At 62.6% G+C, this 26,728-nt stretch carries 25 protein-coding genes; 9 read left to right on the forward strand and 16 right to left on the reverse strand.

What is annotated here, in order from left to right; all coding sequences use genetic code 11:
• Window positions 1-6: 6 nt before the first annotated feature.
• Window positions 7-2,142 (forward strand): peptidase domain-containing ABC transporter, encoded by a 2,136-nt coding sequence (locus FG13_RS04790; RefSeq protein WP_035818873.1) that lies wholly within the window; start codon window positions 7-9, stop codon window positions 2,140-2,142.
• A 49-nt stretch (window positions 2,143-2,191) separates the two neighbouring features.
• Here the strand turns inward: FG13_RS04790 and FG13_RS04795 are convergent, their stop codons facing one another.
• A complete protein-coding gene (locus FG13_RS04795) occupies window positions 2,192-3,073 on the reverse strand; it encodes a LysR family transcriptional regulator (RefSeq protein ID WP_035827285.1) in 882 nt (293 codons plus the stop codon).
• A 97-nt stretch (window positions 3,074-3,170) separates the two neighbouring features.
• Here FG13_RS04795 and FG13_RS04800 point away from each other — a divergent pair, with 97 nt between their 5' ends.
• Together FG13_RS04800 and FG13_RS04805 are read left to right on the forward strand one after the other, a co-directional pair.
• Window positions 3,171-3,749 carry a GNAT family N-acetyltransferase gene (locus FG13_RS04800; RefSeq protein ID WP_035818876.1) on the forward strand — a complete coding sequence of 193 codons (579 nt, stop codon included), beginning with the start codon at window positions 3,171-3,173 and terminating at the stop codon, window positions 3,747-3,749.
• Window positions 3,750-3,877: 128 nt separating this feature from the next.
• The gene (locus FG13_RS04805; protein ID WP_327062644.1) at window positions 3,878-5,362 is read left to right on the forward strand and encodes an MFS transporter; all 1,485 of its coding nucleotides are present in this window, start codon (window positions 3,878-3,880) and stop codon (window positions 5,360-5,362) included.
• Window positions 5,363-5,366: 4 nt separating this feature from the next.
• Here the strand turns inward: FG13_RS04805 and FG13_RS04810 are convergent, their stop codons facing one another.
• From FG13_RS04810 to FG13_RS04820, 3 genes are all read right to left on the reverse strand, one after another.
• Window positions 5,367-6,410: an alpha/beta fold hydrolase gene (locus FG13_RS04810; RefSeq protein WP_081922440.1), complete on the reverse strand. Its 1,044-nt coding sequence runs from the start codon at window positions 6,408-6,410 to the stop codon at window positions 5,367-5,369.
• 28 nt (window positions 6,411-6,438) lie between these two features.
• Entirely contained in the window at window positions 6,439-7,884 is a 1,446-nt protein-coding gene (locus FG13_RS04815; protein WP_051958543.1) for an alpha/beta fold hydrolase, read from the reverse strand.
• An 85-nt stretch (window positions 7,885-7,969) separates the two neighbouring features.
• On the reverse strand, window positions 7,970-10,279 hold the full coding sequence (locus FG13_RS04820; RefSeq protein WP_035818885.1) for a heavy metal translocating P-type ATPase: 2,310 nt from the start codon (window positions 10,277-10,279) through the stop codon (window positions 7,970-7,972).
• Window positions 10,280-10,378: 99 nt separating this feature from the next.
• Between FG13_RS04820 and cadR the strand changes: the two genes are divergently transcribed.
• Window positions 10,379-10,810 (forward strand): Cd(II)/Pb(II)-responsive transcriptional regulator, encoded by a 432-nt coding sequence (cadR, locus tag FG13_RS04825; RefSeq protein WP_035818887.1) that lies wholly within the window; start codon window positions 10,379-10,381, stop codon window positions 10,808-10,810.
• Between the two features lie 11 nt (window positions 10,811-10,821).
• Window positions 10,822-11,904 carry a hypothetical protein gene (locus FG13_RS04830; protein WP_035818890.1) on the forward strand — a complete coding sequence of 361 codons (1,083 nt, stop codon included), beginning with the start codon at window positions 10,822-10,824 and terminating at the stop codon, window positions 11,902-11,904.
• Here the strand turns inward: FG13_RS04830 and FG13_RS04835 are convergent.
• The 7 genes from FG13_RS04835 to FG13_RS04865 form a co-directional block, all read right to left on the reverse strand.
• Window positions 11,901-13,451 (reverse strand): methyl-accepting chemotaxis protein, encoded by a 1,551-nt coding sequence (locus FG13_RS04835; protein WP_235211665.1) that lies wholly within the window; start codon window positions 13,449-13,451, stop codon window positions 11,901-11,903. The genes FG13_RS04830 and FG13_RS04835 overlap by 4 nt on opposite strands.
• A 60-nt stretch (window positions 13,452-13,511) precedes the next feature.
• Entirely contained in the window at window positions 13,512-13,979 is a 468-nt protein-coding gene (locus FG13_RS04840; RefSeq protein ID WP_307789077.1) for a cache domain-containing protein, read from the reverse strand.
• A 239-nt stretch (window positions 13,980-14,218) separates the two neighbouring features.
• Window positions 14,219-14,656 (reverse strand): hypothetical protein, encoded by a 438-nt coding sequence (locus tag FG13_RS04845; RefSeq protein WP_035818896.1) that lies wholly within the window; start codon window positions 14,654-14,656, stop codon window positions 14,219-14,221.
• Window positions 14,657-14,669: 13 nt separating this feature from the next.
• Window positions 14,670-15,056, reverse strand: coding sequence for a hypothetical protein (locus FG13_RS04850; RefSeq protein ID WP_035818899.1), 387 nt, complete (start codon window positions 15,054-15,056; stop codon window positions 14,670-14,672).
• Window positions 15,057-15,167: 111 nt separating this feature from the next.
• Window positions 15,168-15,719, reverse strand: a complete 552-nt coding sequence (locus FG13_RS04855) for a DUF4142 domain-containing protein (protein ID WP_051958547.1) — start codon at window positions 15,717-15,719, stop codon at window positions 15,168-15,170.
• A gap of 566 nt (window positions 15,720-16,285) precedes the next feature.
• Window positions 16,286-16,939 carry an SMI1/KNR4 family protein gene (locus FG13_RS04860; protein WP_035818901.1) on the reverse strand — a complete coding sequence of 218 codons (654 nt, stop codon included), beginning with the start codon at window positions 16,937-16,939 and terminating at the stop codon, window positions 16,286-16,288.
• Entirely contained in the window at window positions 16,936-17,343 is a 408-nt protein-coding gene (locus tag FG13_RS04865; protein ID WP_051958548.1) for a MerR family transcriptional regulator, read from the reverse strand. The genes FG13_RS04860 and FG13_RS04865 overlap by 4 nt, the downstream gene beginning before the upstream one ends.
• A 90-nt stretch (window positions 17,344-17,433) precedes the next feature.
• On the opposite strand from FG13_RS04865, the gene FG13_RS04870 reads away from it, so the two are divergent.
• Entirely contained in the window at window positions 17,434-18,228 is a 795-nt protein-coding gene (locus tag FG13_RS04870; protein ID WP_035818903.1) for an SDR family NAD(P)-dependent oxidoreductase, read from the forward strand.
• A 3-nt stretch (window positions 18,229-18,231) separates the two neighbouring features.
• Here the strand turns inward: FG13_RS04870 and FG13_RS04875 are convergent, their stop codons facing one another.
• Window positions 18,232-19,125: a LysR family transcriptional regulator gene (locus FG13_RS04875; RefSeq protein WP_035818905.1), complete on the reverse strand. Its 894-nt coding sequence runs from the start codon at window positions 19,123-19,125 to the stop codon at window positions 18,232-18,234.
• Between the two features lie 101 nt (window positions 19,126-19,226).
• Here FG13_RS04875 and FG13_RS04880 point away from each other — a divergent pair, with 101 nt between their 5' ends.
• The gene (locus FG13_RS04880; RefSeq protein WP_035818908.1) at window positions 19,227-20,666 is read left to right on the forward strand and encodes an amidase; all 1,440 of its coding nucleotides are present in this window, start codon (window positions 19,227-19,229) and stop codon (window positions 20,664-20,666) included.
• A 113-nt stretch (window positions 20,667-20,779) separates the two neighbouring features.
• Here the strand turns inward: FG13_RS04880 and FG13_RS04885 are convergent, their stop codons facing one another.
• Together FG13_RS04885 and FG13_RS04890 are read right to left on the reverse strand one after the other, a co-directional pair.
• Entirely contained in the window at window positions 20,780-21,208 is a 429-nt protein-coding gene (locus tag FG13_RS04885; RefSeq protein ID WP_035818911.1) for a DUF2061 domain-containing protein, read from the reverse strand.
• Between the two features lie 158 nt (window positions 21,209-21,366).
• Window positions 21,367-21,768: a nuclear transport factor 2 family protein gene (locus FG13_RS04890; protein ID WP_051958550.1), complete on the reverse strand. Its 402-nt coding sequence runs from the start codon at window positions 21,766-21,768 to the stop codon at window positions 21,367-21,369.
• A gap of 92 nt (window positions 21,769-21,860) precedes the next feature.
• Here FG13_RS04890 and FG13_RS04895 point away from each other — a divergent pair, with 92 nt between their 5' ends.
• Window positions 21,861-22,445, forward strand: a complete 585-nt coding sequence (locus FG13_RS04895) for a TetR/AcrR family transcriptional regulator (protein ID WP_035818913.1) — start codon at window positions 21,861-21,863, stop codon at window positions 22,443-22,445.
• Between the two features lie 36 nt (window positions 22,446-22,481).
• On the opposite strand, the gene FG13_RS04900 is transcribed toward FG13_RS04895, so the two are convergent.
• Window positions 22,482-23,861, reverse strand: a complete 1,380-nt coding sequence (locus tag FG13_RS04900; RefSeq protein ID WP_235211666.1) for a chitinase — start codon at window positions 23,859-23,861, stop codon at window positions 22,482-22,484.
• Between the two features lie 254 nt (window positions 23,862-24,115).
• Window positions 24,116-25,681 (reverse strand): M28 family peptidase, encoded by a 1,566-nt coding sequence (locus tag FG13_RS04905; RefSeq protein WP_035818916.1) that lies wholly within the window; start codon window positions 25,679-25,681, stop codon window positions 24,116-24,118.
• 199 nt (window positions 25,682-25,880) lie between these two features.
• Here FG13_RS04905 and FG13_RS04910 point away from each other — a divergent pair, with 199 nt between their 5' ends.
• A complete protein-coding gene (locus FG13_RS04910; RefSeq protein WP_035827315.1) occupies window positions 25,881-26,519 on the forward strand; it encodes an SDR family oxidoreductase in 639 nt (212 codons plus the stop codon).
• Window positions 26,520-26,728: the final 209 nt, after the last annotated feature.

A 26,728-nucleotide genomic window follows, 5' to 3' on the forward strand; every position in this document is an offset into this window, starting at 1 on the left:
ATACGCATGCACCTTCCTGATCTTGCCCACCTGTCCTTCTGGCGCAGTCAGCGCCTGCCCGTCCTGCTGCAAACGGAAGCGGCCGAATGCGGCCTGGCCTGCTTGTGCATGGTGGCCAGCTACTGGGGCCACCAGACCGACATTTCCAGCATGCGCCGGCGCTTTTCCGTGTCATTGAAAGGCGTGACTTTAAAAGGGCTGATGGCGATGGCGCAGGGGCTGGCCCTGCATACGCGCCCCTTGAAACTCGACATGCAGCATTTGCCCGAGCTGAAGCTGCCCGCCATCCTGCATTGGGACTTGAACCATTTTGTCGTGCTCAAGTCCGTGTCCGGCAGCCATGCCGTGATCCACGACCCGGCCGTGGGCGAGCGCCGCCTGCCCTTGGCGGAAGTGGCGAAACACTTTACGGGTGTGGCGCTGGAACTGACGCCCACCGCCGAATTCCAAAAGGCCGAGGAAAAGCAGCAGTTTTCGCTGCTGTCGCTGATGGGGCGCGTGGTAGGCCTGAAACGCGGCTTGCTGCAATTGCTGGTGCTGGGCCTGGCCTTGCAGGTGTGCGCGCTGGTGGCGCCGTTCTACATGCAATGGCTGGTCGATGAAGCCTTGCTGGCCGCCGACCGCGACCTGATCACCGTGCTCGGCTGCGGCTTCTTGCTGCTGGTGCTGGTACAGACGGCCATCGGCGCCGTGCGTTCCTGGATCACGACGGTGCTGGCCACGAATCTGAACTTGCAATGGCTGGGCAACGCCTTTGCCCACTTGCTGAAGCTGCCGCTGCAGTACTTCGAGAAGCGCCACACGGGCGATATCGTCTCGCGCTTCAATTCCATCGAAACCATGCAACATAGCCTGACGACGCAGTTTATCGAAGGCGCCATCGACGGCGTGCTGGTGCTGGCCACCCTGGGCATGATGCTGTTCTACAGCCCGCTGCTGGCGGGCGTGGCCTGCATCGCGGTGCTACTGTATGTATTGCTGCGCTGGGCCCTGTTCAAGGCCATGCGCGAGGCGACGGCCGAGCAGATCATCCATGCGGCCCGGCAACAGACGCACTTCCTGGAATCCGTACGCGGCATCCAGAGCATCCGCCTGTTCGGCCGCGCCGCCGAGCGCCGCGCCAGCTGGACCAACGCGCTGGCCGACCAGTTCAATGCCGACCTGCGCATCGCCAAGCTGTCTGTTTCCTACCAGACGGCCAATACCTTGCTCTTCAGCGCCGAACGCGTGATCGTCATCTGGATGGCGGCGCTGGCCGTGCTGGACAACCGCTTTTCGGTGGGCATGCTGTTCGCCTTCATCAGCTACAAGGACCAGTTCAGCCAGCGCATGGCCAGCCTGGTCGACAAACTGTTCGAGCTGCGCATGCTGCGCCTGCATGGCGAACGGGTGGCCGACATCGTCCTGACGGACGCGGAAGAAGACGGCAGCGACGTCGAGGTGGACATGGACGATATCTCGCCATCGATCGATATCCGCAACCTGACGTTCCGGTATGCCGATGGCGAACCGGATGTATTGAGCGGCCTCAATCTGCACATTCCCGCTGGCCAGTGCATCGCCATTACCGGCCCGTCGGGCTGCGGCAAGACAACCTTGCTCAAGTTGTTGCTCGGCTTGCTGCAGCCGACGCAAGGCGAGATCCTCATCGGCGGCATCCCGCTGGCCAGCCTGGGCTTGACGAACTACCGGCAATTGCTGGGCACGGTCATGCAGGAAGACACCTTGTTCGCTGGCTCGATCGCCGACAACATCAGCTTTTTTGCCCCGTCTCCGAATGACCGGCAAGTGCAAGCCTGCGCGCACCTGGCTGCCGTGCATGCAGAAATCGCCGCCATGCCGATGGGCTTCAATACCCTGGTAGGCGACATTGGCAGCGGCCTGTCCGGCGGCCAGAAACAGCGCATCCTGCTGGCACGCGCCCTGTACAAGAATCCGAAGTTGCTGGTGCTCGACGAAGCGACCAGCCACCTCGATACGCGCAACGAACAGGCGGTGAACGCGGCAATCCAAACAATCACGCTCACGCGCGTGATCGTTGCGCACAGGCCGGAAACCATCGCCATGGCGCAAAGGGTGGTGGTGCTGCAGCAAGGGACAATCGTTGTGGATGTCATGCAAGAAACACCGGATGCCTCATGAACGTCGCTACCGCTTCCTGAGCAACAGGTCCATTACATCGCAGCGTACCTCACCCCCGCGGCCCATCCAGCAGCAACTCCGCCAGCCTCGTCGTCAGCCACAAACTCGTCTCGCTGAGCTTTTTCCCATGAATTGACAAGCGCCGCACGGGCAGGCGCGACAAGGCCAGCGCGGGGCAGGGCACTTCCTGCAGATACCCCTTGTAATTGTCGTAATTGGCGATGTTCAGGGGCAGAATTGCCCAGCCCAGCTCGTCCGCGACCATTTCCGCGATGCTGTAGAAACTGTCGGAAAACCAGACGGCGGGGCTGAACGCGTGTTCGCGGTTGAGCTCGGAATCCATGATAAGTTGGCGGTAGCGGGTCAGCTCGTTGCGGCTGACTTCCTGGCCGTGGGCCATGGGGTGGCCTTTGGCCACGAACACGCCTTGCGCCACGCTGCCGATGTGCTGCTGTTCCAGCACGGGAGAAATCGGGCCGCGGTCGAAGTGGAAGGCCACGTCGGCTTGCTGCTGCTCCACGTATTGCGCCACCTCGGACGCCGTGGCGTTGAGCATCACCAGTTCCAGCGCCGGGTAGCGCGCCGCCAGTTCCTTGACCAGGGTGCCGATGGCCAGGTAGGGCAGGGCTTCGTCCAGCGCCAGGGTCAGCTGCGCTTCGGGCGCCTCGCTCAGCAACTGGGCGCGCAGTTGCAAGCGCTCGGCCTGGCGCAGCAATTCGCACGCTTCCAGGTGCATCACCTTGCCCGCTTCCGTCAGCACGGCGCTGCGGCGCGAGCGGTCGAACAGTTCCACGCCGAATTCCGCTTCCAGCAGCCCGATCGAGGTGCTGACCACCGATTGCGCGCGGCCCAGCCGGCGCGCGGCGCCCGAGAAAGAACCGGCCGCGACGGCCGCTTCAAAGTAGCGCATTTGTTCCAAAGTCCATTGCATGGCATCCACCTATCTGTTTTACAGATGGATTTTAACTTGAATGCCATTCAGGGGCGACATAAAATGCCTTTACATTTTCAACAACACGAGATCCGCCATGAAAAACGCTCAAGCCAATTCACCCGCCATCAGCTTCAGCTGGTGCCACGACGCCACCGCCGAAGATACCTTGTGCAAGTTATATCTTGACAACGTCAGCGCCGACTATATCTCCCATTCGGAGCTGCAGGGCGAGCGCGCCGACGCGCCAGGCAATTGGCGCGCGGACTTGCCTGAGGTCATCCGTGGCGAAATCCGCGCCGCCCTGTCGCATGACTGGGCGCATGGCGATTCGACCCTGCTGGCTGTTGCCACATCGGGCGAAACCATCGTCGGCATGGCCTTGGTCTCCATTGACACGCGCCAGCGCGCTTCGAAATCGTTCGCCGCGCTGGACGATCTGGTCTTGCTGCCTTCCGTGCGCGGCAGCGGCATCGGCAGCCAGCTGGTGGAGTGGGTGGCCGATGAGCTGCACAGCCACGGCATCGCCCGTTTGTTCCTCGAATGCGGCGCGCACAACCTGACGGCGCAGACCTTCTTCCAGGGACGCGGTTTCAAGCAAGTGTCCGTCGTCATGCTGCGCGAACTCGACGCGATGACCTCCGCCGTGGATGACAAGGATGGTGACCGTGGCTGACGCCCGCCGCCCCCGACAAGCCCAGGCCCGTGGCAGCCTGGAACGTAAATATTTGCGCAGCACCCGCTTTATCCAAACAGATAGTTGTTAAAAGTTATACTAAAATTACTGAGTTACCCATGCATCCAATGAAAAAATGGCTGACGCTGGCCATCGTCTCCAGCGCCTTGTTCCTCATCGTGGTCGACATGACCGTGCTCTACACCGCCTTGCCCGCGCTGACGCGCGACTTGCAGGCCACTTCCTCGCAAAAACTGTGGATCATCAACGTGTACGCGCTGGTTGTCTCCGGTCTGCTGCCCGGCCTCGGTACCCTCGGTGACCGCTTGAGCCACAAACCCGTTTTCCTTGCCGGCCTGGCCGTGTTCGGCATCGCCTCGCTGTGCGCCGCGTTTTCGCCCGCGCCGGAATGGCTGATCTTTGCCCGCGTGCTGCTGGCCATCGGCGCCGCCTTGATGATGCCGGCCACCTTGTCCATCATTCGCCTGACCTTTACGGATAACCGCGAGCGCTCGTTCGCCATCGGCGTGTGGGCGGCGATTGCCTCCGGCGGCGCCGCGTTTGGCCCCGTGCTTGGTGGTTTCCTGATGGAACATTACTGGTGGGGTTCCGTCTTCCTGATCAACGTGCCCATCGTGCTGCTGACCCTGGTGCTGGCCGCCGTCGTCCTGCCGAAACGGGCCGGTAACCGCGACAAACCGTGGGACCTGAAGGGTTCTTTGCAAATCATGATGGGTCTGCTTGGTGGCGTGTATGCGATCAAGGAGCTGGGCAAGTCGCAGCCCTCGTATGCGCTGGCCGCCGCTTCGTTCGCCGTGGGCGCCTTCTTCATGCTCAAATTCGTGCGCCGCCAGAAGCGCCAGGCCAAGCCGCTGATCGACTTCGCCCTGTTCCGCGAACTGCCGTTTTCCAGCGCCGTGGCCGCCGCCATGGTGGCGTCCGCCGCTCTGATCGGCATGGAACTGGCGCTGAGCCAGCACATGCAGCTGGTGCGTGAGTTATCTCCGCTGGAAGCGGGTCTGCTGCTGCTGCCATTGCCGCTGGCGTCCGTGTTTGCGGGACCGCTGACCGGTTTCATGCTGCCGCGCGCCGACAAGGCCAAGGTGTTGTGGGGTTCGCTGTTGTTGTCCGGCATCGGCATGGCGTCGTATCTGGTGCTGCATGACGCCGCCGTCTCTGCCCAAGTGGCCAGCCTGGTAATCCTGGGCCTGGGCCTGGGCGCCGTCATGACGGCCGCATCGAGCGCCGTGATGCTGAACGTGGCTCCCCAGCAAGCCGGCATGGCAGCCTCGATCGAGGAAGTGTCGTATGAACTGGGCGCCGTGATCGGCGTGACGGTGCTGGGCACCATCTTGTCGGCCGTCTACAGCGCCACCCTGGTGATCCCGGAAAGCGCTGGCATCTTGCCGAACGCCCACGACACCCTCGATGCGGCGCTGCTGGCCGCCGAGCAATTGCCTGCCGAACTGGGCTTGCAAGTGTCGGAACTGGCCCGCTCGGCCTTCGACAAGGCGTTCATTGTCGTGCTGGCTACGGCTTCCGCCATCCTGATGGCGGCCGCGGCCACCATCCGCCACCTGCATCTGCGGGCACGCCGGGCGATCTCGATCTGATGGATCAGCGCTTCAGCAGCGGCGCCACCTTGTCGCGCAAGACCGTCCATTGGGCGTCGTGCACGGCCTGGTTGGGGTCGTGTCCGGCCCGTTTCACCAAGGTAAAACCTTTGGCCGGCGCCGTGATGCTGTCAAAGTAGGTGCGCGCGATGACGGGCGAGGTCAGCAAGTCCGCTTCGCCCATGATGAAAAACACGGGCAAGTCAAAGCGCGTGCCCAGCGCAGGCAGGTCGACCTTGGCGAACATGCCATCGCCGCGCAGGCCGATGAACTGGATGTACGAGTAGTCATCGGCCGCCTCGGCATCCGCCAGGGCTTGCGGCGTGGCGTAGAACGGCGCCGGCTGCCACCAGTGCTTGGGCGGCGGATCCGTTGCCAAACCTTCATATTTGCGGTCGAAGCGGCGCAAGATGCCGAAGTTGCGCGGGTCCGTCCATGGCGGTGCACCGAGCGCCGTCAGCTTGTCCACCGTGGCGGTATCGCCAGCCGCTTGCGCCAGCGCCATCACTTCCCGGTACATGCCGGTCTCATTGTCCCTGGCATTGACCACCTGCGCCGTGCCGATATACGCGTGGAACAGGTCGGGGCGCGCCTTGGCCATGTGCACGCCCAGTATCGATCCCCAGGAACTGCCCATCAAAATGACTTTCTGCTGGCCCAGATGCTGTTCGATATAGCGCGCCACGGCGATGCCGTCGTCGCGCATCTGTTCCACCGTCAAGGTCATGTCTTCCGTCGGCTGCTGTTTCGCATACGTCATGCCGGCGCCGCGCTGGTCCCACTGCACCAGGGTGTAGTGGCGTTCCCAACCGGTATAGATGGCCTCCGCGTAGGGACTCAGTGCGTTGCCGGGGCCGCCATGGATGAACAGGATCACGGGATTGCCGCAGGCGGCGCCCGTGACCGTGATCCATTGCTCGATGCCATTGATGGGCACATAGCCTTGCTCGCGCACGGCTTGCGTAGGCGAGGCACACGCAGGTACGGGAGCCGCTTGCGCCGTGTTGAAACAAGTTAAGAGCAGCAATGCCAGGCCTGTGATGCGCATATCGTCCTCTTCTATATAGTGGGGGGAACTACAGCGTGCAATCGTGCGCCGGTTTGCCGGCAATAAAACGGGTGCTGGCCTGTTCAAAGCAGGCGGGCGCCGTCCACAACAGGAAATGCGGGGCCTTGTGCACGGTGGACAGGGCCACCTTGCCGGCCTTGCTCTGCGTCAAAGCCTGCACTTGCGCCTGCGCGCCCGCGTACGGCGTCTTCGGGTCCAGCGTTCCCTGCAGCACCAGGGTCGGCGGCATTTTCGCCGGCAAGGCGCCAAAATAGGCGTCGCGCGGGTAGGTCGGCAAGCCGCCGCCCAGCAGGATGCGGGGCAGGGGACTGGTAAACAGCAATTTCTCCTCATCGCGGTCGATGTCGGTGGCGGCCCAGTTGGGGCGCAAGGACGGCTGCAGATTGTTTTCCGAATTGCTGATGATGCTGACCAGCGGAATCGACAACGGCGACTGGGGATAGCTGCCCAGGCTGGCCGCCGCCTGCGTCAAGGTAACGCGCACGGACGCCAGTTCCGTCTCGCCGCCCTGGTCCAGCTCGCGCAGAAGATACGGAATGCGCGCGCGGGCGTTTGGCACGTCAAGCATGCCGCCCAGGAAGTTTTTCAGGTTCTTGCCGGGGATCTTCGCCAGCAGGGCGGGGTCCGCTTGCGCCTTGTCCAGCACGCGGCGGTACAGCGTTTCAGCCGGCTCGCCCAGTGCCGCATGGCAAGCCGCATCCGCGTCGCATTCGGCCAGCACCTGCATGCCGACGGTGTTGACCACGTGCGAACGCTGGCTCAAATCCCAGCGCGCATCCGTTTGCGGCGGCACCAGCGAGTCGAAGATGACGCCCTTGACGGGCAGCGGCCCCAGTTGCAATGCCCGCAAGACCAGCTGCGTGCCATACGATACACTGTATACATAGACGGGCGGCTGTTTGCCTTTGACCTTGCGTTCGCCTTCGATCAGGGCTTGCAAGTCGCGCGCCGCCATCGTGATGGAAAACTGGCCCGCGTATTCCGGTACAAGGTTGAGACCGGCAAAGCAGCTGCCCCATTCAGCGCCAGCCAGCGCGCGGCCGCCGGGGCTTTGTTCGGATTCCTCCACCTTGCACAGGCGCGACGAATGGCCCGTGCCGCGGTGGTCGGGGATGAGGAATTCAAAGCCGGGAAAGCTGCGGCGCAAGGTGGGCAGCAAGCTGTAGAACGAGGCGCCCGATTCGCCGGGACCGCCCGCCACCAGCCACAGGGTGCCTTTGGCCGGTTTGCCGGCAGGTACATCGGCGGCAAACTTGCGCACAAAGACGTGCATGGCGTCGCTGTCGCCCACGGCGTGGCCCTGGGCATCGTAGCTGCCGGGCACGTTCAAGCCCGAGCACAGGCTACCGGGCCTGGCCGTATCGGCGCAGGGGGTGAAGAACATCGGTTCGGCATGCAGCGAGGTGCCAGCCAGCAGAGTGGCCAGCAGGGTCAGGCGGGGCAGTAAGGTCATCGGCTACTTTGGCGGCGGTGGGGAACAGCTGCCAAAGTAGCGTTTTTTACACCAATTGTCCAGATGGAAAGTTTTCCACTCGGATTTATTTGGCCTTGCTGCCACGCAACAGCCTGAGACCGTTCGCCACCACGAGCAAGCTGGCGCCCACGTCGGCGAACACGGCCATCCACAAGGTTGCCATGCTGGCCAGGGCCAGGCCGAAGAAGACGGCCTTGATGCCGATGGCAAAGCTGATGTTTTGCACGAGGATGTTGCGCGTGCGCTGGCTCAGGCTGATGAATTCAGGCAATTTGCCCAGTTCATCATCCATCAGGGCCACGTCCGCCGTTTCGATGGCCGTGTCGCTGCCGGCCGCGCCCATGGCAAAGCCGATGTCGGCCTGCGCCAGGGCAGGGGCGTCGTTGACGCCGTCACCGAGCATGGCGACCACGCCGAATTGCTGCTGCAAGGCCTTGATTTCATCGAGCTTGTTTTCCGGCAGCAATTCCGCCTTGACCAGGCTGACGCCGACCTCGGCAGCGATGCGCTGCGCCGTCAGCACATTGTCGCCCGTCAGCATCACGGTGGTGACGCCCAGCGCATTCAGTCTGGCGATGGCGGACGCCGCCGTCGGGCGCAGCACGTCGGCCACGGCGATGACGCCCAGCGCGCCGGCTGAGGTGGCTAGCACCATGGCCGTGTACGCCTGCTGTTCCAGCCGCACCAGGATGCCTTGCAATGCCGGCGTCAAGACCTTCAATTCCGTCATCAGGCGGGCATTGCCCAGGTAATACGTCTGGCCATCGATATTGCCTTGCACGCCGCGTCCATGCAGGGCGGCAAACTGGGTCACGGGCAAGTGGCTGCCGGCGGGCGGGCCGGCCTTGACGATGGCGGCGGCCAGGGGGTGGGCGGAGTTCGCGTCCAGGCTGGCTGCCAGCAGCAGGATGGCGTCGCGGTCGCTGCCATCGAGCGCCACCACGTCCGTGACGGCCGGTTTTCCCATGGTCAAGGTGCCCGTCTTATCGACGGCGATGGCCTTGATGCGGTAACCGGTTTCCAGGAATTGCCCGCCTTTTACCAGGATGCCGCGCCGCGCCGCAGCCGTCAGGCCGCTGACAACGGTGACCGGGGTGGAAATGACGAGTGCGCACGGGCAGGCGATCACCAGCATCACCAGCGCCTTGTAGATCCAGTCCATGAAGGGCGCGCCGAAAAGCAGGGGCGGCAGCACGGCCACGAGGATGGCGAAGACGACGACGGCCGGCGTGTAGTAGCGGGCGAAATTGTCGACAAAGCGCTGCGTGGGCGCCTGTTTTCCTTGTGTTTCCTCGATCACCTTGACGATTTTCGCCAGGGTGCTGTTACCACTGTTGGCCGTGACGGTGACGTCGAGCAAGCCCCGTTCATTGATGGTGCCCGCATACACGACGTCGCCCACAGCCTTGTCTACCGGCATGCTTTCACCGGTGATCGGCGCCTGGTTGACGGACGATTCGCCGCTGGCCACCACGCCATCGAGTGCGATGCGCTCGCCCGGTTTCACGCGCATGGTCGCGCCGATGGCCACCGTGGCGACGGAGACTGGCTGCCAGGCGCCGCTGGCGTCGGCGACCGTCGCCGTGTCGGGCGCCAGTTGCATCAGGCTGTGCACGGCGTTGCGCGCCCGGTTCAGCGACAAGCCTTCGATCAGCTCGGCAATGGCGAACAGGAAGATGACCATGGCCGCTTCCGGCCACTGGCCGATGGCGACGGCGCCGAAAACCGCCAGGCTCATCAGGAAATTGATGTTCAGCGTGAACGTTTTCAGGGCAATCCAGCCCTTTTTCAGGGTCGGCCAGCCGCCCGTGGCGATCGACAGCAGGGCCAGGGTGATGACAAGGGGCGAACTGTCTTCATGCGTGGTCCAGGCCAGTGCTTCGGCCGCCGCGGCAGCCAGGCCGGAGACGACCAGCAAGCCTTTTTGCAGGCCGCTCAGGCTGCCTTCGTTCGGGTCGCGCGCAACGGCGGCGTCCGCTGCCATGGGGATCGCTTCCATGCCGATGCCATGCAGGGCCGCTTCCACCGTGGCCAGCGAGGGCAGCGTGTGGTGCACGTCGAGCACGCGGTTCATCAGGTTGAAATCGAGGCCCACGACGCCAGCCATATTGCCCAGCTTGTTGCGGATCAGCCGTTCTTCCGTGGGGCAATCCATGTTGGCGATACGGTATTTGGCCGTGCTCGCGCCGGCGATGGCCGCACTGGGCAGGGTCGGTGCGGATGCGTCGGCAGGCGTGGACGAGCACGCATGCTGGCTGGAGCAGCAGCTGGCCGCCTTGGGTGCATGGTCATGCTTGTGCTCATGGTCGTGCTTATGGTCATGCTTGTGCGCGTGGTCGTGGTCGTGCGTATGGGTATGGCTATCGTGTGGCATCGCATTCGTCCTTCCGGTTTCGTGTATGCTTCCATTAGAAAGCCTGTAGCCGCTACAGGGTCAAGCAGAATTTGCATGAAAGAATGAAAAGGGGATGCCATGCGTATCGGAGAACTGGCCAAACGGACAGATTGTGACGTGGAAACCGTGCGTTACTATGAAAAGGCGGGTTTGCTGCAGGAACCGGGGCGCAATAGCGCCGGCTACCGCGAGTACCGCGAAGAACACCAGGAACGGTTGCAATTCATCCGCCATTGCCGCTCCCTGCAGATCGGTTTGACGGACATCCGCGCCTTGCTGGAATTTAAGAACAACCCGGCCGAAGGCTGCCACAGCGTCAATGAATTGCTCGACCACCACATCTTGCGCATCGCCGAGCAAATGGCGAATTTACAAATATTGCAGCAGCAACTGGTAACCTTGCGCCACCAATGCGACCAGCCGCAGCCGTCGCAAGATTGCGCCATCCTGCAGAACCTGTCGGAAGCGGCCAGCGGCCACGATTGCGCCTGCCATACCGAACTGCATTGAACGATTGCTGCATGCTGAAACTGAAACCTGGAAGCACTTTACTGGCCTTATCCCTGCTGTCGCCACTCTGCCAGGCGGCCGATGCGCCCGCCGCAGCCAGCCACTACCTGACCCTGTACGCCGTGCCCGGCGTGCCGCAAGACGATGACCCGTATACCTGGAGCACGGTTGGCGGCAAGCAACTGAGCAAAGGCGTGACCACGGCGGACGGCCGCGCCTATGTCAAGGCGGAGGTGGGCGAAGAAAACTATATTTTGAAAACCGTCAGCATGCGCTGGCAGCTGAAGGTCCCGGCACAATGCTGGCAGGGTGCGCCGGAAGCCTTCCAGCAATGCATGCAACTGGCCAAAACCACGAGCCGCCATGATGAAGAGCAGGATGCGCGCAAGCTGGCGGAGCAGCAGAAAGAAGCCAAGATGCAGGCCAGGATCGCCGCCTATGCGGTGCAAGCGCGGGCCAACGACGATGCTCTGGCCTGGCTGGGGCGCTTGCCTTCGAGCTGGACGATAGAGAGCTATGGTAAGCGCCTGCTGGCCATCGGCGACAAGGTTGCCAAACAGATTGGCAACGCGCTCAAGGATGGCGGGCCAGATGCGCGCCAGTTCGTCTGCCGTGCGCCCGATGACTACGGCCCCGTGCCGGACCAGGCCTTTGTCGACGCCTGGACAGGCGCGCCGCGCGCCGTGCGTGATGTGCGCTCCGGCCTCGCCTGGGAAGGGCTGGTGGCGGCCGGCGCAAAGGGCAACTGGATGGCCCGATTGGAACTGTATTACGCCTTGTCCAGCGTGAATGTCAGCGAATTGAGCCTGCTGGAACAGTACCGCATCGTGCAATTGATGGAATGGCTGCACAAGAAGCAGATCGGCGGCCTGTATAGTTACTTCAGCGCCAGTATGCCTGAGGCGCCCGGCAATTCCCGCAGCGCCATCTGGCGTTTGCAGGACCAGGCCTCGCTGTATGCGGCCATGCTGGGCAGTTACGAGGATCAGAACAGCCGGGGCAAGGTCTTGCAGGCGGACCAGGATCCCGCGCTGGCCGCGGCAGGCGGCAACATGCTGGCCTGCGCCAGGGCCGCATTGCCGCAACGTCACTAACGCGGCAGCAAGGGCGGGCCGCCGTCACCGAGGCGGAAGGCGTCGACCACGCGCAATAAATCATGCGCCTGGTCCTGCATGCTTTGCGCGGCGGCGGCCGATTGCTCGACGAGGGCGGCATTGCGCTGGGTCAATTCATCCATTTCCGTGATGGCATTGTTGACTTCCTCGATGCCCTTGCTCTGGCGCTGGCTGGCCGCCGTGATGTCGTTCATGATTTCCGTCACCTGCTGGACGGAGGCAACGATATCGCCCATGGTGCGCCCGGCGCTGTCGGCCAGCTCGCTGCCCGTTTCTATGCGGGCCACGGAATCCTCGATCAGCTGCTTGATTTCGCGCGCCGCCGTGGCCGAGCGCTGCGCCAGGCCCCGCACTTCGGTGGCGACGACGGCAAAGCCGCGCCCCTGTTCGCCCGCGCGCGCCGCTTCCACGGCCGCGTTCAAGGCGAGGATATTCGTCTGGAACGCGATGCCGTCGATGACGGCGATGATGTCGACGATACGCCCGGAACTGGCCTTGATCGAACCCATCGTCTCGACCACCTGGCCCACGACGCGGCCGCCTTCCAGCGCTACGTTCGACGTCGACAACACCATCTGATTGGCCTGGTGCGCGTGGCTGGCGTTTTCGCGCACGGTATCGGTCAGGGCGTGCATGGACGTTGCCGTTTCTTGCAAGGAATGGGCCTGCGACTCCGTGCGGGCCGACAAGTCCGCATTGCCGAGCGCGATTTCACTCGCTTCCACCGTGATGGTGGAGCCCGCCTGGCGTATCTCGCCTAATAAAGTGTTCCAGTTTTTCAGCACGGTGGCCAGCGCCCGCGACAGCTTGCCCACTTCATCGTCGCCCTGCGCCTCGATGCGCGTGGTCAGGTCGCCGGCGGCCAGCGATTCGGCGGCGCGGCAAGCGTCATCGATGGGCCGCACCACGGAGCGCGCCACCCACGTAGCGATCAGGGCCAGCAAGGCGAAGCCGATGGCCATGGTACCCAGCGACAGCCAGCCGGCGCGCTGGCCCGCATTTTTTGTTTCCTGCAAGGCGTCAACGGTACGGTGGTCGAGGTTGAGCAGCACCTGGCGCAGCTGTCCGCGCACTTGCTGGTAGTGTCCGGCGGCATTTTGCATCGCTGCCACGCCCGTATTCGGATCCATGGACGCCAGGTCCAGCGCTTGCGCCACGCTGGCACGGTAGCGCTCGATGCCGGGCAGCGCCTGACCCGCTTCCGTGGCGGCGCCCGAGAATTTCTGCAATTCCTTCAAGCCTTGCGCGATGGCGTTCAGCTGGCCATCCGTTTGCGCGCCGAATTGCTTGAACTGTTCCTCCGACAGGCTGGCGGCGATGGCGATCTTCGCATACACGTCGGCGTGCACCTGGCCCAGGGCAATGGCTTGCTGGCTGGCAAGCCGCTCGGCCGTCAGGGTCACGTCTTTCAGTTCGCGCATGCGCTGCTCGTTCTGCTGCATGGCGAAGTAGGACAAGGCCCCCATGGCCAGCAGGCAAGCCAGCGCGACCACCGGGACGATCAACATCTTCTGTGCGATTTTCATCGGAACCCATATCGTCAAGAGAGTGGAAAACCATCCCGGCACTGGCGGCGCGGCGGCTGGCTACAGGTAGATGCCGCCGCAGACGACGGTCTCGGCCAGCTTTTCGCAGTACATCGCCTTCGGTTCGATCTTCTTGGTTTCCGGATTCGTGAATTTGTATTCCTGCCAGAACGTGCCCTTGCTCTTGGCCAGGTCGACTCGTTCCTTGACGAAAGCCTTGCCGTCGATATCCTTCAGCTCCATCAAGTTCTTGCCCACCATTTTCTGGTTGGCGCCATGCGCGGCGACCGTACCGTCGAGTTTGTAGACGACCAGGTACAGGTCGTGCAGGATGAATTGCGGCGACTTGGCCGTGATCTCGCCATACGCCTTGGCGTCGCCGGCGCTCTTGATGTAGGCCACGCCTTTCTTGACCATGGCTTCCGCGTCGGCGCGCGTGGCGCCGCCTTCGGCAGCGCTGGCAATACACGGCAGTGTAGCGGCGGCAAGCATGAGCGACAGGCACATGGCAGGGGCGAACTTGGGCATGAGAATCTCCTTCACATTGCGGCAGAGGGACGCCGGTGGGGAACCGGCGCGGTGAGGCGGCGCCTATCGGAATGCCGACGGTGCATGGTAGCGCGATGCCAGCGAAGATGCGCTGGTGCAACAGATATTTTTTCAGACGGGCGTTTTTGCAACGTTGCGTGCACGATGCAGCAATCGATATGTCATAGGGGGAAGGCAGGCGCAGGCTATCGTGTCGATAGTGTGGCGCCAGTGCCGCGCTACCAGCTGGCCGGGTCTTCCACCGCCGCGCGCGCCAGATCGTCGCGCCAGTCTTGCCGCACCAGACGGTGGATATCGGCAAAGAAGGTGCGCGGGTCGTCCATTTCGTCCCACAGCACGGGCAGGGCGTATGTGCTCTCGGGGTCGTGTTCGAGGATGGCCTGGAAATCGTAGGCAGGGTCTTGCAAGGCTTGCGCCAGCACGGCCACCAGCGCGTGACGGTGGCGGTAGCTGAGCTCCTTGTATTGCGAGGTGATGTCGCGCCGTATCAGCGCCGCGCGCTGGGCTGGATCGTTCATGTCCCAGGTGTCGAGCTCCGCGCCCAGGGTGTGTTCGCGGTCATACACGTCGAAAGGGCCGAGGAAATGGTACAAGGTGGGAACGTAGAGAGCGTCGCTCCAGGGGCCACGCAACCCCTTTTGTTTTACTTCTTGCATGATGGTTCCCCGTTTACGCGCATTCTGGCAAGGTCCAGCCTTCGTAACCCAGGTCGGTCGGGTAGATGGCGCGGTTCTGGTTCTGGCCCCAGCGAGCATGGTCGAGGATGCCGTCTTCATGCATGTCCAGCACCCATTCCGTGCTTTCAAGCAAAGTGCCATCCTTGTGGTACACGCGGAAGAAGGTGGAGGTGCTCAGCGCGCGCACGATGTTCTGCGACACGCCGTTGCCGTAATGCGGTACATAGGTCTTGATCACGCACGTGCCCTGGTCATTCCACTGCTGTGCATAGACGGTGGCATTGCGCGCCGCGCTTACCTTGATGAAGAGCCAGCCTGCCAGCACAATGATGAGCAGGAAGGCGGCGGCGATCAGGCCGGTTTTCTTGAGTAGCTGCATGAGGTCATGGCATGGCCGAAAACGAAGTTGCGGCATTGTATGTCAAGAGCAGACATGCTTGCCGTACGGCACGTACAGCAAGCATGTCCCCGCTAATTGCCGTCAACTTGGCTATTTGCCCACCGCCGCATGCAAGGTATTCGCCATTTCCAGGTGATGTTGCAACGCTGGCAAGGTCTTCGCGGCAAAGGCCTTGATCTCGGGGTCGCTCGCCTTCTGGCTGGCATCCGTAAACAGTTTCACGGCGTCCTTGTGCGCGGCCACGCCGATAGTGGTTGCATATTCCTTGTCGAACTGCGCACCTTCCAGGCGGCTCAGCTTGTCGATCTGCGCCTGGTGTTTCTTGCCGGGCTGGTCGCTGACCTCGATCTGCTTGCTGCTGGCCAGCTGTTTCAGCTCCTCAGCCACTTTCGTGTGGTCCGTGACCATGGTATCGGCGAATTTCTTCACTTCCGCATTGGTGCTCTTACTTTGCGCTACTTTGCTTGCGGCAATTTCCGTGCTGCCCGCATCGGCGGCCTTGCTGAGGAATTGCTTGTCGTACGCGCCTGGTGCGGCAGCGGCGATGCTGTTGATGGCGATGCCGCTCAACAGCGCCACGGCGGCGCCGATGGCTACGCTTTTCAGGGAGGGGGTACGGGAACTGGTGGTAGAGATAGGCATAAGAACTCCTTTCGTGTATGGCGCAGAAAATCGAACGACATTCGCGGTCATGCCGTCAAATTGTGCGTGATTTTTTTACAAGCTGATTGGAATGTTAATCCAGCCAATCACACACACCCATAGGACAGGAACGATCTTCTCTGTAGGATTGATCCTGTTCGCCGGAGAAGGTTCGAAGAGGTCGGTCGTCAGATTGCTGCGACAGCAAATTTAAGAGGAGTCTGATATGCAGGGCGAATCACTATGCCTAGTATTGGATTGTTGATTCTTAATTGTAATGGGGAAAGTAATATGCGTTACTTAAAAATTCTGTCGTTTGGCACGTGCGGTGGCCTGATCGCATGGGCAATGACTTCTTCATCGAGCTTCAATGGCTGGAACCTGCTATCGAGTGTGATCATTTTTAATGCGATTGCATTCGCCGCTTCCTTGACTGCGCAACGGCGTAAAAAATCCCATTGATAGCGATTCGTGAAAAGGCGGTCTGCAAACCGATGCTGTTCAGCTAATACTGAACAGCATTTTATTTTGCCAGTCTTGAGGCCGCTGTCGAGCAGCCCACAGGACTAGTCCTGTTCGTTAGCGCACAATTCGACTTGTTTCAGGGTAAACAAAGCCGCGATGCCGGCATCGCGGCGCCAGGCGGGCATGCCGATATCGAGCCATTCCGCCATCGCGTCCAGGTGCGATGGCTCCGAGACGCTGTGTTCGAGTTCGTCGAGTACCGTGTCGCGGTCGATGTACAGGCTGTCCAGCCAGGCGTCGAACGAGGGCGCCAGTTCCATCAGGCCGTGGGCGCGCTTGCCCGTCCAGTCCGGCAATTCCTGCACATAGGCCAGCACGCGGCCGGCGCCTTCCTCCGTCATGTCCAGGTAGACCATGGAATTGCCGCCATCGCGGGCGAACGGCAGGATGCGCACCGGCATGTCGGTGTGTTTGCGCGCGGCGCGGATTTCGCCCACCAAGGTTTCATCGCAGAAATCGCCTTCGTCGGCGCTGAAGAAGGTATTGAAACCCATTTTTTCCACGCCACCATTACCGTCCGGCACATCGCTGGTGTAATCAAAATAAGCGCCGTTGGCCACCTGCAAGAACGCCAGGAAGGCGGGCGGCAACGGCGCTTCCAGCAAGGATTCGATGGCGGCGATCTGCTGCGCCGTGGGGGCAGGCTTGGCGCCCTCGATCGCCAGGTGGCGGTAGCGCGTGTAATGGTTGCTCATTGATTCTCCTTGTATTTATTCTTGTCTACGCGCACTGGCGCCGCATCGGTGCAGCCCGTCTCCACCTTGGCCAGCGCATCGACGAGGCCGGCGCGCAGCACGGCCATCGAGCGGGCCTTGTCGTCGATCTGGGCAATTTTCGTTTCCAGCATAGCTCGTTTGGTCTGCGCATCGAGCGCATTTTCCTGCCAGACGGCAATGACTTCGGCAATTTCCTTCAAGGTAAAACCCAGCGCCTTGGCGTGACCGATCAGCTCGATGCGCCGCAAGGCTTGCGCCGAGTACTCTTTATAGTTGTTCGTCAGACCCGGCTGCGGCGCTTCATCCAGCAGCCCCTGGCGCTCGTAAAAACGCACGGTGTCCTTGCTGACGCCCGTCAGGCGGGTGATTTCTCCGATGCGCATAGTTTTTTGACTTTCTTTGCATTCCACGCTTGACCGTGGACTAAAGTCGACAGTTTACAGTGAAAACCTCATCTACTCCACACCACTGCCATGACCGCTTTCAATTTCACCAACCAGACCGTGCTGATCACGGGCGCCTCGTCCGGCATCGGCCGCGTGTTTGCGGAAACCCTGGCCGCGCGCGGCGCCCATTTGCTGTTGCTGGCCCGTTCCGGCGCCGTGCTCGACAATTTGGCCAAGGAACTTTCGCAGCGCCATGGCATCCGCGCGCATGCGCTGGTGGCCGACCTGAGCCAGCCCGGCGCCGCGGCACAAGCCCATGCGCAAGCCTGGTCGATGGGCATGGCGCCCGACGTACTGATCAATAATGCGGGCTTCGCCACGCACGGCCGCTTCGAAAGCATCGATCTCGCGCGCCAGGCGGCCGAAGTGACCGTCAATTGCACGGCGCTCATGGAAATGACGCACTGCGTCTTGCCGCACATGCTGACAAAAGGACGGGGCGCCATCATCAACGTGGCGTCCACGGCGGCCCTGCAGCCCGATCCCTACATGGCCGTGTATGGCGCCAGCAAGGCTTTCGTGCTGTCGTTTTCGGAAGCGCTGTGGGCGGAAAACCGCAGCCGCGGCGTGCGCGTGCTGGCCCTGTGCCCGGGCGCAACCGAGACGGCCTTCTTCGACGTGGTGGCCGCGCCCGAAGCGGCCGTGGGAAAGCGCATGGATCCGCAAGCCGTCGTCGATGAAGCGCTGCGGGCGCTGGACCGGGGCCGCAGCAGCCATGTGGCGGGCCGTCCGAACCGGCTGCTGGCCTGGCTGCCGCGCTTGCTGCCGCGCCAGACCGTGCTGGGCATCGTGGAAGGCATGCTCAAGCCGAAGACGGCATAGAGGTCAGAAGGCCATGATCCGCTCGCGCAGCCAGCGGTGCGCCGGATCCAGGTGCATACGCTCGTGCCACACCATGGCCATCTCGTAGTCGGGCAGGCTGATGGGCGGTTCCCACGTGCGCAGGCCGCCCAGCGCATTTTTCAGCAGGCGCGACGGCAGCAGGGCCACCATGTCGGACGCCGCCAGCAAGGGCGGGACGATCAGAAAGTGCGGCACGGACAGCACCACCTTGCGCGTCCGGCCCAGCAATTCCAGCGCCGTATCGACATTGCTGCGGAAACCGCCGCCGTTGGGCGAGACGACGATGAATTCCAGCGCGCAAAATTGATCGAGGCCCGGCTGTGCCTGCAGCAGCGGGTGGTCGTGGCGGCCCGCCAGCACGTAGTGTTCAGTAAACAGGGTGCGGTGGCGTAAACTAGGCGGCGCTTCTTCCCGGGCCAAAAAGCCCAGGTCGACCTGGCCGCTTTCCAGATCGTGCGCCATGCGTGCGGGCACGGCTTCGAACACGGCCATGCGCGACAACGGCGCCCGCGCGCGCAGAGCCGGCAGCATGGGCAGCAAAATCGCGTATTCGGTGGCATCGGCCGCCGCCAGGTTCCAGCACACCTCGGCCGTGGCCGGTTCAAACGCCGATTCCGGCTGCAAGACTTGCTCCAGCTGGGCCAGCACGGCTTGCAAGGGCGCGAACAGGCCCAGCGCCCGCGCCGTGGGCAGCATGCCGCGCGGGCCGGGCAGCAGCAGCGGATCGTCGAAAGCGGCACGCAGCTTGCCCAGCTGCACGCTGACGGAAGGCTGGCTCAGATGCAGCCGCGCGGCGGCCCGCGTGACGTTGCGTTCAATCAGCAAGGCATTCAGGGTCAGCAGCAGATTCAAGTCCAGCTTGTGTAAATTGCTCATGGCTATACCTTGTATATGAACTATTCATTTCCACTATGATAGCGCAAGCCCTACAGTAGTTCCTGTGATATCCACTCTTCATCCATTACAGGAATAAACTGATGCAACTCCATGAATATGCTAGCTTTGATGGTTTAGGACTGGCCCAGCTGATGCGCGATGGCGCCGTTTCCGCCGCCGAATTGCACGACGCCGCCGTGCGCGCCTGCGCCACCGTCAACCCGCACATCAACGCCGTGGTCGAGCTGTGGCCGGCGGATCTGTCCGCCATCGACCACGCGGCGCCGTTCGCCGGCGTGCCATTCCTGATCAAGGATGTGGCCGTCACCATGGCGGGCCAGCGCGGCGAAGCGGGCAGCCGCCTGGGCGCCGGCCATGTTGCCACACTCGACTCCCACCTGATGACGCAGTTTCGCGCAGCCGGCCTTGTGACGTTCGGCCGCACGAGTACGCCGGAAATGGCGTTTGCCACCACCACGGAACCCGTGCTCTACGGCGCTACGCGCAATCCCTGGAACCTGAACTTGAGCGCGGGCGGCTCCAGCGGCGGCGCGGCGGCGGCCGTGGCGGCCGGCATCGTGCCGCTGGCCCATGCGACGGACGCGGCCGGCTCCATCCGCGTGCCGGCCGCGTCGACGGGGCTGTTCGGCCTGAAACCGAGCCGGGGCAGGGTCTCGAACGGCCCTGCCATGGATGAGATCTTCAGCGGCCTGGGCGTGCAGCTGGGCGTGAGTCGCACGGTGCGCGACAGCGCCGCCTTGCTCGACTGCGTGCAGGGCGTGCTGCCGGGCGAGCCATATGTGACGGCTGCGCCCGGCCACAGCTGGTTGTCGCAGGTGAGCGTGGCGCCAGGCAAGCTGCGCATCGCCGTGCAGCGCGCCGCCTGCAACGGCGCCCAGCCCGTGCCCGCCATCGATGCCGCGCTGAACGCCACCGTGCGCCTGCTGGAAAGCCTGGGCCACCATGTGGAAGAAGTGTCACCTGCGCTGGGCGTGTCGTGGGAAGCCTTCGTGCACGCGAACGCCAGCATCTGGTGCGCCAATCTGGTGCCGTGGATAGCCTCCCTGGCGCAGGAAAGCGGACGCGCCGTGTCACTCGATACCCTGGAAGCGGCAACCCTGGCCTGCTACCGCCATGGACAGACGGTGTCGGCAATCGATTTCGTGGCCGCCCTCGACGTGCGCAACATGGTCACGCGCCAGGCCGGCGCCTTGTTCGGCCAGTACGACGTGCTGCTGACGCCCACCTTGCCGGACTTGCCGTGGCAGCTGGGGCGCTACGGTGAAAAGGAGGAACAGCTCGACGGCCTGGGCTGGACGGCGCGCTTGTTCGAGCATTCGCCGTACACGCCGCTGGCCAACGTGGCGGGCTTGCCGGCCATGTCCGTGCCACTCGGCATGTCGGATGACGGTTTGCCGATCGGCATGCAGTTCATGGCTAGTTACGCGAACGATGGGGTCCTGCTGCGCCTGGCTGGGCAGCTGGAACGGGCGGTGCCGTGGGTGCAAAAAAGGCCGCCCGTGTGGGCGGGCAAGGTGTAAGCATGCCATGAAGGCGGCTGAAACCGGCCGCCATATCGGCTTTGGCCTGCGGCAAGTAGCCGGGGTCGGACACGCCGGGCCCGGCCCCATTCCTTGTTCTTGGGTGAAAAATATCAGGTGGGCAGCGTCGCCAGCGGCGCCGCGCCGCGGCTTTCCAGGCGAAAGCGGGCTTTTTCCCACAGCCGGTCGTGGAAGGGCAGGACGATCACGTTGCAGATCGGCTCGACCACGGCCAGCAAGCCGCCGAAGGCCATGGAACCCGTGGCCCAGTACATGACGCCGAACGCCACGCCCATGTGCAGGCTTGTCTGGCTGAGCTTTTCCCCGGCCAGCGCGGCAAAGCCCAGGCGGCTGGCGGCGTAGCGGCGGCGAATCGCGTGCCAGGCTTTTTCATGCCACGGCAACAGGGCCACGTTGATGATCGGTTCGATGATTGCGGCCAGGCCTCCGAGTGCCAGGGACCCCGTCAGCAAGTAGGCGAGGCCGAAGGCGATCGACATATGCGTGCAGACCTGGCTGAATGTTTTGATGGCGGTGAACAAGGGAGGCTCCTTTCTGTTGAATTCGCTTATCCTTGATTTAGATAGTAACGATTCTCATTTACAAAAGGAAGTAAAATATTTCAACCGGACTCATAGATTGAAGCTATGGTTTGTGAAATATCAATTACCCCTGCTGTGGGCACATCCCGCTACAGCGTTCAGCGTATCGCCGTCGCCTGCGACCACACGGCTTGCCAGCGGTCCTCGCGCCATTCGTAGCTATCCATATGCCAATAGCGCGAGCGGGGGACGGATTGGCCGCCGAAATTGATTTCAAGCTGGGCCTGGTAGCGCAGGACGGCCGCATCGCCGTACAGGCGCACGGCGATCTCGCCCGGTTCCCAGCTCAGATAGCGCATCTGGCCCGCCGCGATGGCGCCCAGATATTCTTCCCGCGACAGCATGCTGCCGACGGGCGTAATCAACTGAAAATCATCCGCGTGCAGGATGCGCGCCGCGTCGGTATCCGCCGCCACCAGGGCGCGCAAGCGGCTGCGTTCCGTGTGGCGCAGCAGTTCTATTTGCTGTTCGTTATCCATTGCTGCATTGAAATCGGTCATGACAGTCCTGTTCGGGTAGGTGATTGACACTTTGACGGTTTTTGTCCAAAAGCCATGTTGACACTATATGACCATAGTGTCAACATGGCTACATGAGCACCGATACCCATAAAACCCAGCGCATACTCGACGCGGCCCTCGGCGTGTTTTGCCGCTACGGCTACCGCAAGACGTCCATGCTCGACATCGCGCAGGCGGCCGCTATGTCACGCGCCGCGCTATACCTGCACTTCAAAAACAAGGAGGACGTGTTTCGCGCCGGTTCCGAACGGGCCCATGCCACCGTCATGGCGCACGTGACCGCGGCGCTGGCCGAACCCGGCCCCGTTTTGACGCGCATCGAAATGGCGCTGCTGGCATTCCAGCAAGGCTTGATGGCGGAAATTTCAGCCAGCGCCCATGGGCAGGAATTGTTCGATGCCAATATGAGCCTGGCTGCCGACATCACCCTGACGGCGCGGGCAACCTTGGTGGCATCCCTGGCCGGCGCGCTGGATCAGGCCGAAACGGCGGGCGACATCGCGCTGCGCCGGGTGGACGCGACTGCCATGCAGGTGGCCGGCTTGCTGGTGGCGACCATGGATGGCATCAAGCACACGCAAGGGGGAGGGGAGGCGCTGCGCCAGGGCATGGCGCTGCACATGCGCCTGCTGGGCGCGGCGTTGCTGCGCATGTGAGCGGCAAAGCTCCCATGCGCAGTCGGGCCAAGGTTGTTACGGCAGGGTTTTCAGCACAGTCTTCGTGGGCACGGAGAAATTATAGTTGTCGTGGCGGTCCCAGTTGATCGACCACGTCATCACACCGCGGAAGTCCGGATACGCCTGCAGCGGCTTGATGGTGCCGCAGTTGAGCAGGCGCGTCAGGCAATTCAAGGCATTGCTGACGTCGGCATTCGTCGTGAAACCTGAGCCGGCCGAGCTGCGGCCCGACGGCACGCCAAAGCCCACCTGGTCCGGACGCAGGCCGGCGAAGGTATTGCCGCCATAATTGAATCCTTCGATCAGCATGCGCGCCGTGGCTACCAGCTGGTCGGCCGAACCCGCCTTGATGGGGCCGGTGGCGTATGGCGTATAGATATCGCCATTGTTGTAATACTGCGGGTGCAGCACCGTCAGCTCGCTGCGCAAGGCGTTGATGATGGGAATGTAGGCGCCCCAGATGCTGCCATAACTCGTGTAGCCTCCTTCCACATACACCCATTCCGGCGCCATCGACAGATAAAAGCTGCTGCCGACCTTGGTTTTCAGGTTTTTCACGGCGATCGGAAGGTAGGTCTGGATGGCTGCGCCTTGCGCCACGCCGTTTTCCAGGTCCAGGTCGATCCCATCGAAGCCATACTTGGTGATGATGGCGTACAGGCTGTTGGTGAAATTCGTCGCTTCGGCCGTGTTGCCGACGGAAACGGAGCCGTTCTGTCCGCCCAGCGACAGGATGACTTTCTTGCCTTTCGCACGCTTGGCGGCCACGTCGGCGATGAATTGCGCTTCCGTACCTGCGCCCGGATCGATGGTCAGGCTGACATTGCCGCCGCCCGCGTTGTCGCCGAAGGAGACGACGATCACGTCCCAGTCATCACTGACCTGGCTGATCGGATACGTGGCGCCGCTGGGGTTGGTGAAGTTGTGCCAGTAACCGATCAGCGCGTGTTTTGCCAGGCCCGTGGGGGTGGGCGTCGGTGTAGGAGTTGGAGTTGGAGTTGGAGTCGGTGTCGGGGTAGGCGTCGGGGTGGGAGTTGGCGTAGGTGTTGGGGTAGGCGTGGGTGTCGGCGTTGGCGTTGGCGTAGGAGTAGGCGTGCCGCAGTCGCCCAACGCCGTCCAGGGCTGGCCGCTGCCGGCGCCGCCGCTGCTGGTCGACGGGTTATTTCCTTGCGTCCACCAGTTGGCCGTGTAATTGACGTTGTTGTAGCTGGCCTGGCCGCCGCCGTTGTAGGCCGTGCCGCTGTTCCACGGCGTGTAGCAGGCGACCGCTTGGGCCGAGGCGGCCAGCAACTGGCTTGCGCCACCGCTGGATCCGTCGCCGCTGCCGCCACCGCAGGCGGCCAACGTTCCCCCGAAGAGGGTAAGGATGAGGGTATTCATGACTGTCCGGTTCATTGCATCTCCTTGTGTATTTTTTGGGCCGGGCGGCTGGACACCGTCCGATTTTTCAGAGTGCAAGCATTGCAGGTGGTAGTCAACTGGTTTTGTCCCTTGCGCAAGATCACAATACCAGTTGCCGTCTTTCCCCATATGAAGGGCAATGCGGGCCATACCAGTGCCTATTTTCCAGTGTGCTGGTATGGTGCCAGAAATGGCGCCGGGAGCAGGGCGGGGAAGGGAGGAGGATGCCAGGCAAGGTCTTGCGGCGGCTACGGCGCTGTTTCCTCGCGCAATTCGGCATGCGGCACGCGCGACAGGTCCAGCAGCATTTGCGTCAAGGCCACGGTCTGGCGCTGCATCAGCCGGTAATCCGCCCGGGTCACGGCGTCGACGCCATAGTTGAGCCAATAGGTCGGTTTCGTGACGTAATGCACCGTGGGAATGCGCCGCGAAGCGCGTACATATTGGCCCGCGCCAGGCCAGCGGGCATACTTCGAGCCGGGCTTGATTGAAGGCAACACGAACGTTGGCGCCGCATCGGCCTGCCGCAACATGGCACGGGACGCCTCCATCAGGACCGGCGTCCGGGGCGAAAACACGGCGGCCGGCTCAAACCTGCCCGTGGGAGCCAAATAACCGTTGCTGTCGGGCAGCACTTCCAGCGCGCCCAGGTTCCCGATGGCGAGCATCACGGCGATGCGCTGCATCAAGCCATCGTTCTCGTGCCGTTCGAGAAACTGTTCGGTGCCCACGCCGCCGGCAAGCTCGCCGCTCGTCAGCAACAACATGACGCTGCGCGGCAAGCTGTCCTGCGGCAGGCGCGTCAGGTACTGGGCCATGTCGACGATGGCGTTCGGCCCGTTGTCTGCCAGCGCGTTCGTGCCATCCGTGTGGCTGCCCAGCACCATCAATTCCTCGGACTTGCCGGGGATGATGCCGATCAGATTGCGCGTCTGCACCTGCCGCACGGTGGCAGCCATGGTCAGCCGCAGCACGGGCGCCGTGCCTGCCAGCACGCTTTCGCGCAGGCGCTGGCCACCGTCGCGGTCGATAAACACGCCGGGCAACTGGCGCACTTTGCCATCTCCGGGCGCATACAAGCCGGCCGCCGTCAATGGCGGCGTATCGAGAATGACGATCACGCCCGCCGCACCGGCCGCCTGCAGGCTGTCCAGCAGGGCGATGAACGGCCCCAGCATCTGGAACTGGCGTGCATACGGCGTGTCCGGCCCCATGGCGTGGTCCGGATCGTGGACGTGCACGGCGGTCTGGTGAAACGCCTGGCCTGTCCACGCCACGGCGGGCATGTCGACGAGCACCAGCTTGCCGGCCAGGCTGGCATCGGGCCTGGCCCCCGGCGCCAGATAGGCGATGCGGCCCGTAATACCAGACGGCGGCGTTACGCCCGAATACGGGATGTAGCCGACCGTGGACAATACGCTAACTCTGTCGTCGTAGAGCAGTTCCAGGCCCCAGTCGTCCATCTGCACCGACCATTGCCGGAAGCTGACGGGCTCGAAGCGCAGTTGTTTGACACCGGCGCGCGCCAGGCGTTCATGCAGGGCGTCGATATACGCTTCATGCCGGGGCGATCCGGTGGCGCGCAGGCGGCGCTCATCCAGGTCGACTTGCCAGTCCAGCAGCTGTTTTCTGGACAGGAACTGCGTGGCATCGACCGTCACGGCAGCCGATGCAGGCAGGGCGCGCGCAGGCCAAGGACCAGGCTTGCTGGCGCAGGCGGACAAGGCGGCCGCGAGGGCCAGCGCGCCGGCGAGGGACAGGAAGCGACGGCAAGACGCTAGCGCCGTGCGTGCATGTGGCTTGAGACTTCTCATGCAAAATAGTCGGTAAATGCCTGATTTCATTGATATTGTAGGTTTTGAAAATACTGCTCACGGACGGCAATTTACCACGAGACCAGGCGCCGGGCCGGCACGCCTGAGCGGGCGACGCTTTTTCAAGCGCCAGGTTCCTTTCTTCAAAGAAAACCTGTAACTTCCTGCATGGCAGCGTGCCATGGCGAAAGCGACAATCATGAAAAAGATATTGATACTGGGTGCAGGCGGACAGGTGGCGCAGTGGGTCATCCGCGCCTTGGCGGGTCGTGACAACATCGCCTTGACGCTGCTGCTACGCAATCCCGGCAAGCTGCCCACGCCAGTCCCGCCCAACGGCACCGTGCTGGCCGGCGACGTGCTGGACCAGGCATTGCTGCGGCAAACGATGCCCGGTCATGACCTGGTCTACGCCAATCTGGTGGGCGACGACATGGAAGACCAGGCCAACAGCATCATTGCCGCCATGCAGGCCTCTGGTGTCGAGCGCCTGATTTTCGTCCTGTCGATGGGCATCTACGACGAAGTTCCCGGCAAATTCGGCGCATGGAACAACGCCAGGCTGGCGGAACACCTGAAACCATTCCGCCGCGCCGCCGACGCCATCGAAGCGTCGGGCCTGGCATACACCATCGTGCGCCCAGCCTGGATGACGGACGAGGATGAAGTTGACTACGAACTGACGACGCGCCACGCGCCATTCAAAGGCACCGTGGTATCGCGCAAGAGCGTGGCAGACCTGATCGCCAGCATCATCGACGCGCCAGATTTGCACAAGCACGCCAACCTGGGCGTGAACAAACCGAACACGGACGGGGACAAGCCGTATTTCATGTAGCGTGTTCAAGCGAAGGAATCCAGCGGCCGCGACAGCGGCTCGCGGATAGGGAAAATCGCATTTGCGATTGGGGAGTTGGCAAAATGGGGGCTTTACGAAATTCATCCATAACTTCGCATAATTTATATTATGTCAAATGATGAACGGGAGACGAAAGTACTTTTTGGTATCTTTTTACCACCTAAAAGTACCCCGCTTTTCTAGAGAAT

Origin of the sequence: Janthinobacterium sp. RA13 (assembly GCF_000745325.1) — a bacterium.
Classification (GTDB): Bacteria; Pseudomonadota; Gammaproteobacteria; order Burkholderiales; family Burkholderiaceae_D; genus Janthinobacterium; species Janthinobacterium rivuli.

Bases quoted from the DNA above. Each gene is read 5' to 3' on its own strand.
- FG13_RS04790 (WP_035818873.1), top strand. From the start codon at position 7: ATGCACCTTCCTGATCTTGCCCACCTGTCCTTCTGGCGCAGTCAGCGC.
- FG13_RS04795 (WP_035827285.1), bottom strand. From the start codon at position 3,073: ATGCAATGGACTTTGGAACAAATGCGCTACTTTGAAGCGGCCGTCGCG.
- FG13_RS04800 (WP_035818876.1), top strand. From the start codon at position 3,171: ATGAAAAACGCTCAAGCCAATTCACCCGCCATCAGCTTCAGCTGGTGC.
- FG13_RS04805 (WP_327062644.1), top strand. From the start codon at position 3,878: ATGAAAAAATGGCTGACGCTGGCCATCGTCTCCAGCGCCTTGTTCCTC.
- FG13_RS04810 (WP_081922440.1), bottom strand. From the start codon at position 6,410: ATGCGCATCACAGGCCTGGCATTGCTGCTCTTAACTTGTTTCAACACG.
- FG13_RS04815 (WP_051958543.1), bottom strand. From the start codon at position 7,884: ATGACCTTACTGCCCCGCCTGACCCTGCTGGCCACTCTGCTGGCTGGC.
- FG13_RS04820 (WP_035818885.1), bottom strand. From the start codon at position 10,279: ATGCCACACGATAGCCATACCCATACGCACGACCACGACCACGCGCAC.
- cadR (WP_035818887.1), top strand. From the start codon at position 10,379: ATGCGTATCGGAGAACTGGCCAAACGGACAGATTGTGACGTGGAAACC.
- FG13_RS04830 (WP_035818890.1), top strand. From the start codon at position 10,822: ATGCTGAAACTGAAACCTGGAAGCACTTTACTGGCCTTATCCCTGCTG.
- FG13_RS04835 (WP_235211665.1), bottom strand. From the start codon at position 13,451: ATGAAAATCGCACAGAAGATGTTGATCGTCCCGGTGGTCGCGCTGGCT.
- FG13_RS04840 (WP_307789077.1), bottom strand. From the start codon at position 13,979: ATGCCCAAGTTCGCCCCTGCCATGTGCCTGTCGCTCATGCTTGCCGCC.
- FG13_RS04845 (WP_035818896.1), bottom strand. From the start codon at position 14,656: ATGCAAGAAGTAAAACAAAAGGGGTTGCGTGGCCCCTGGAGCGACGCT.
- FG13_RS04850 (WP_035818899.1), bottom strand. From the start codon at position 15,056: ATGCAGCTACTCAAGAAAACCGGCCTGATCGCCGCCGCCTTCCTGCTC.
- FG13_RS04855 (WP_051958547.1), bottom strand. From the start codon at position 15,719: ATGCCTATCTCTACCACCAGTTCCCGTACCCCCTCCCTGAAAAGCGTA.
- FG13_RS04860 (WP_035818901.1), bottom strand. From the start codon at position 16,939: ATGAGCAACCATTACACGCGCTACCGCCACCTGGCGATCGAGGGCGCC.
- FG13_RS04865 (WP_051958548.1), bottom strand. From the start codon at position 17,343: ATGCGCATCGGAGAAATCACCCGCCTGACGGGCGTCAGCAAGGACACC.
- FG13_RS04870 (WP_035818903.1), top strand. From the start codon at position 17,434: ATGACCGCTTTCAATTTCACCAACCAGACCGTGCTGATCACGGGCGCC.
- FG13_RS04875 (WP_035818905.1), bottom strand. From the start codon at position 19,125: ATGAGCAATTTACACAAGCTGGACTTGAATCTGCTGCTGACCCTGAAT.
- FG13_RS04880 (WP_035818908.1), top strand. From the start codon at position 19,227: ATGCAACTCCATGAATATGCTAGCTTTGATGGTTTAGGACTGGCCCAG.
- FG13_RS04890 (WP_051958550.1), bottom strand. From the start codon at position 21,768: ATGACCGATTTCAATGCAGCAATGGATAACGAACAGCAAATAGAACTG.
- FG13_RS04895 (WP_035818913.1), top strand. From the start codon at position 21,861: ATGAGCACCGATACCCATAAAACCCAGCGCATACTCGACGCGGCCCTC.
- FG13_RS04900 (WP_235211666.1), bottom strand. From the start codon at position 23,861: ATGAACCGGACAGTCATGAATACCCTCATCCTTACCCTCTTCGGGGGA.
- FG13_RS04905 (WP_035818916.1), bottom strand. From the start codon at position 25,681: ATGAGAAGTCTCAAGCCACATGCACGCACGGCGCTAGCGTCTTGCCGT.
- FG13_RS04910 (WP_035827315.1), top strand. From the start codon at position 25,881: ATGAAAAAGATATTGATACTGGGTGCAGGCGGACAGGTGGCGCAGTGG.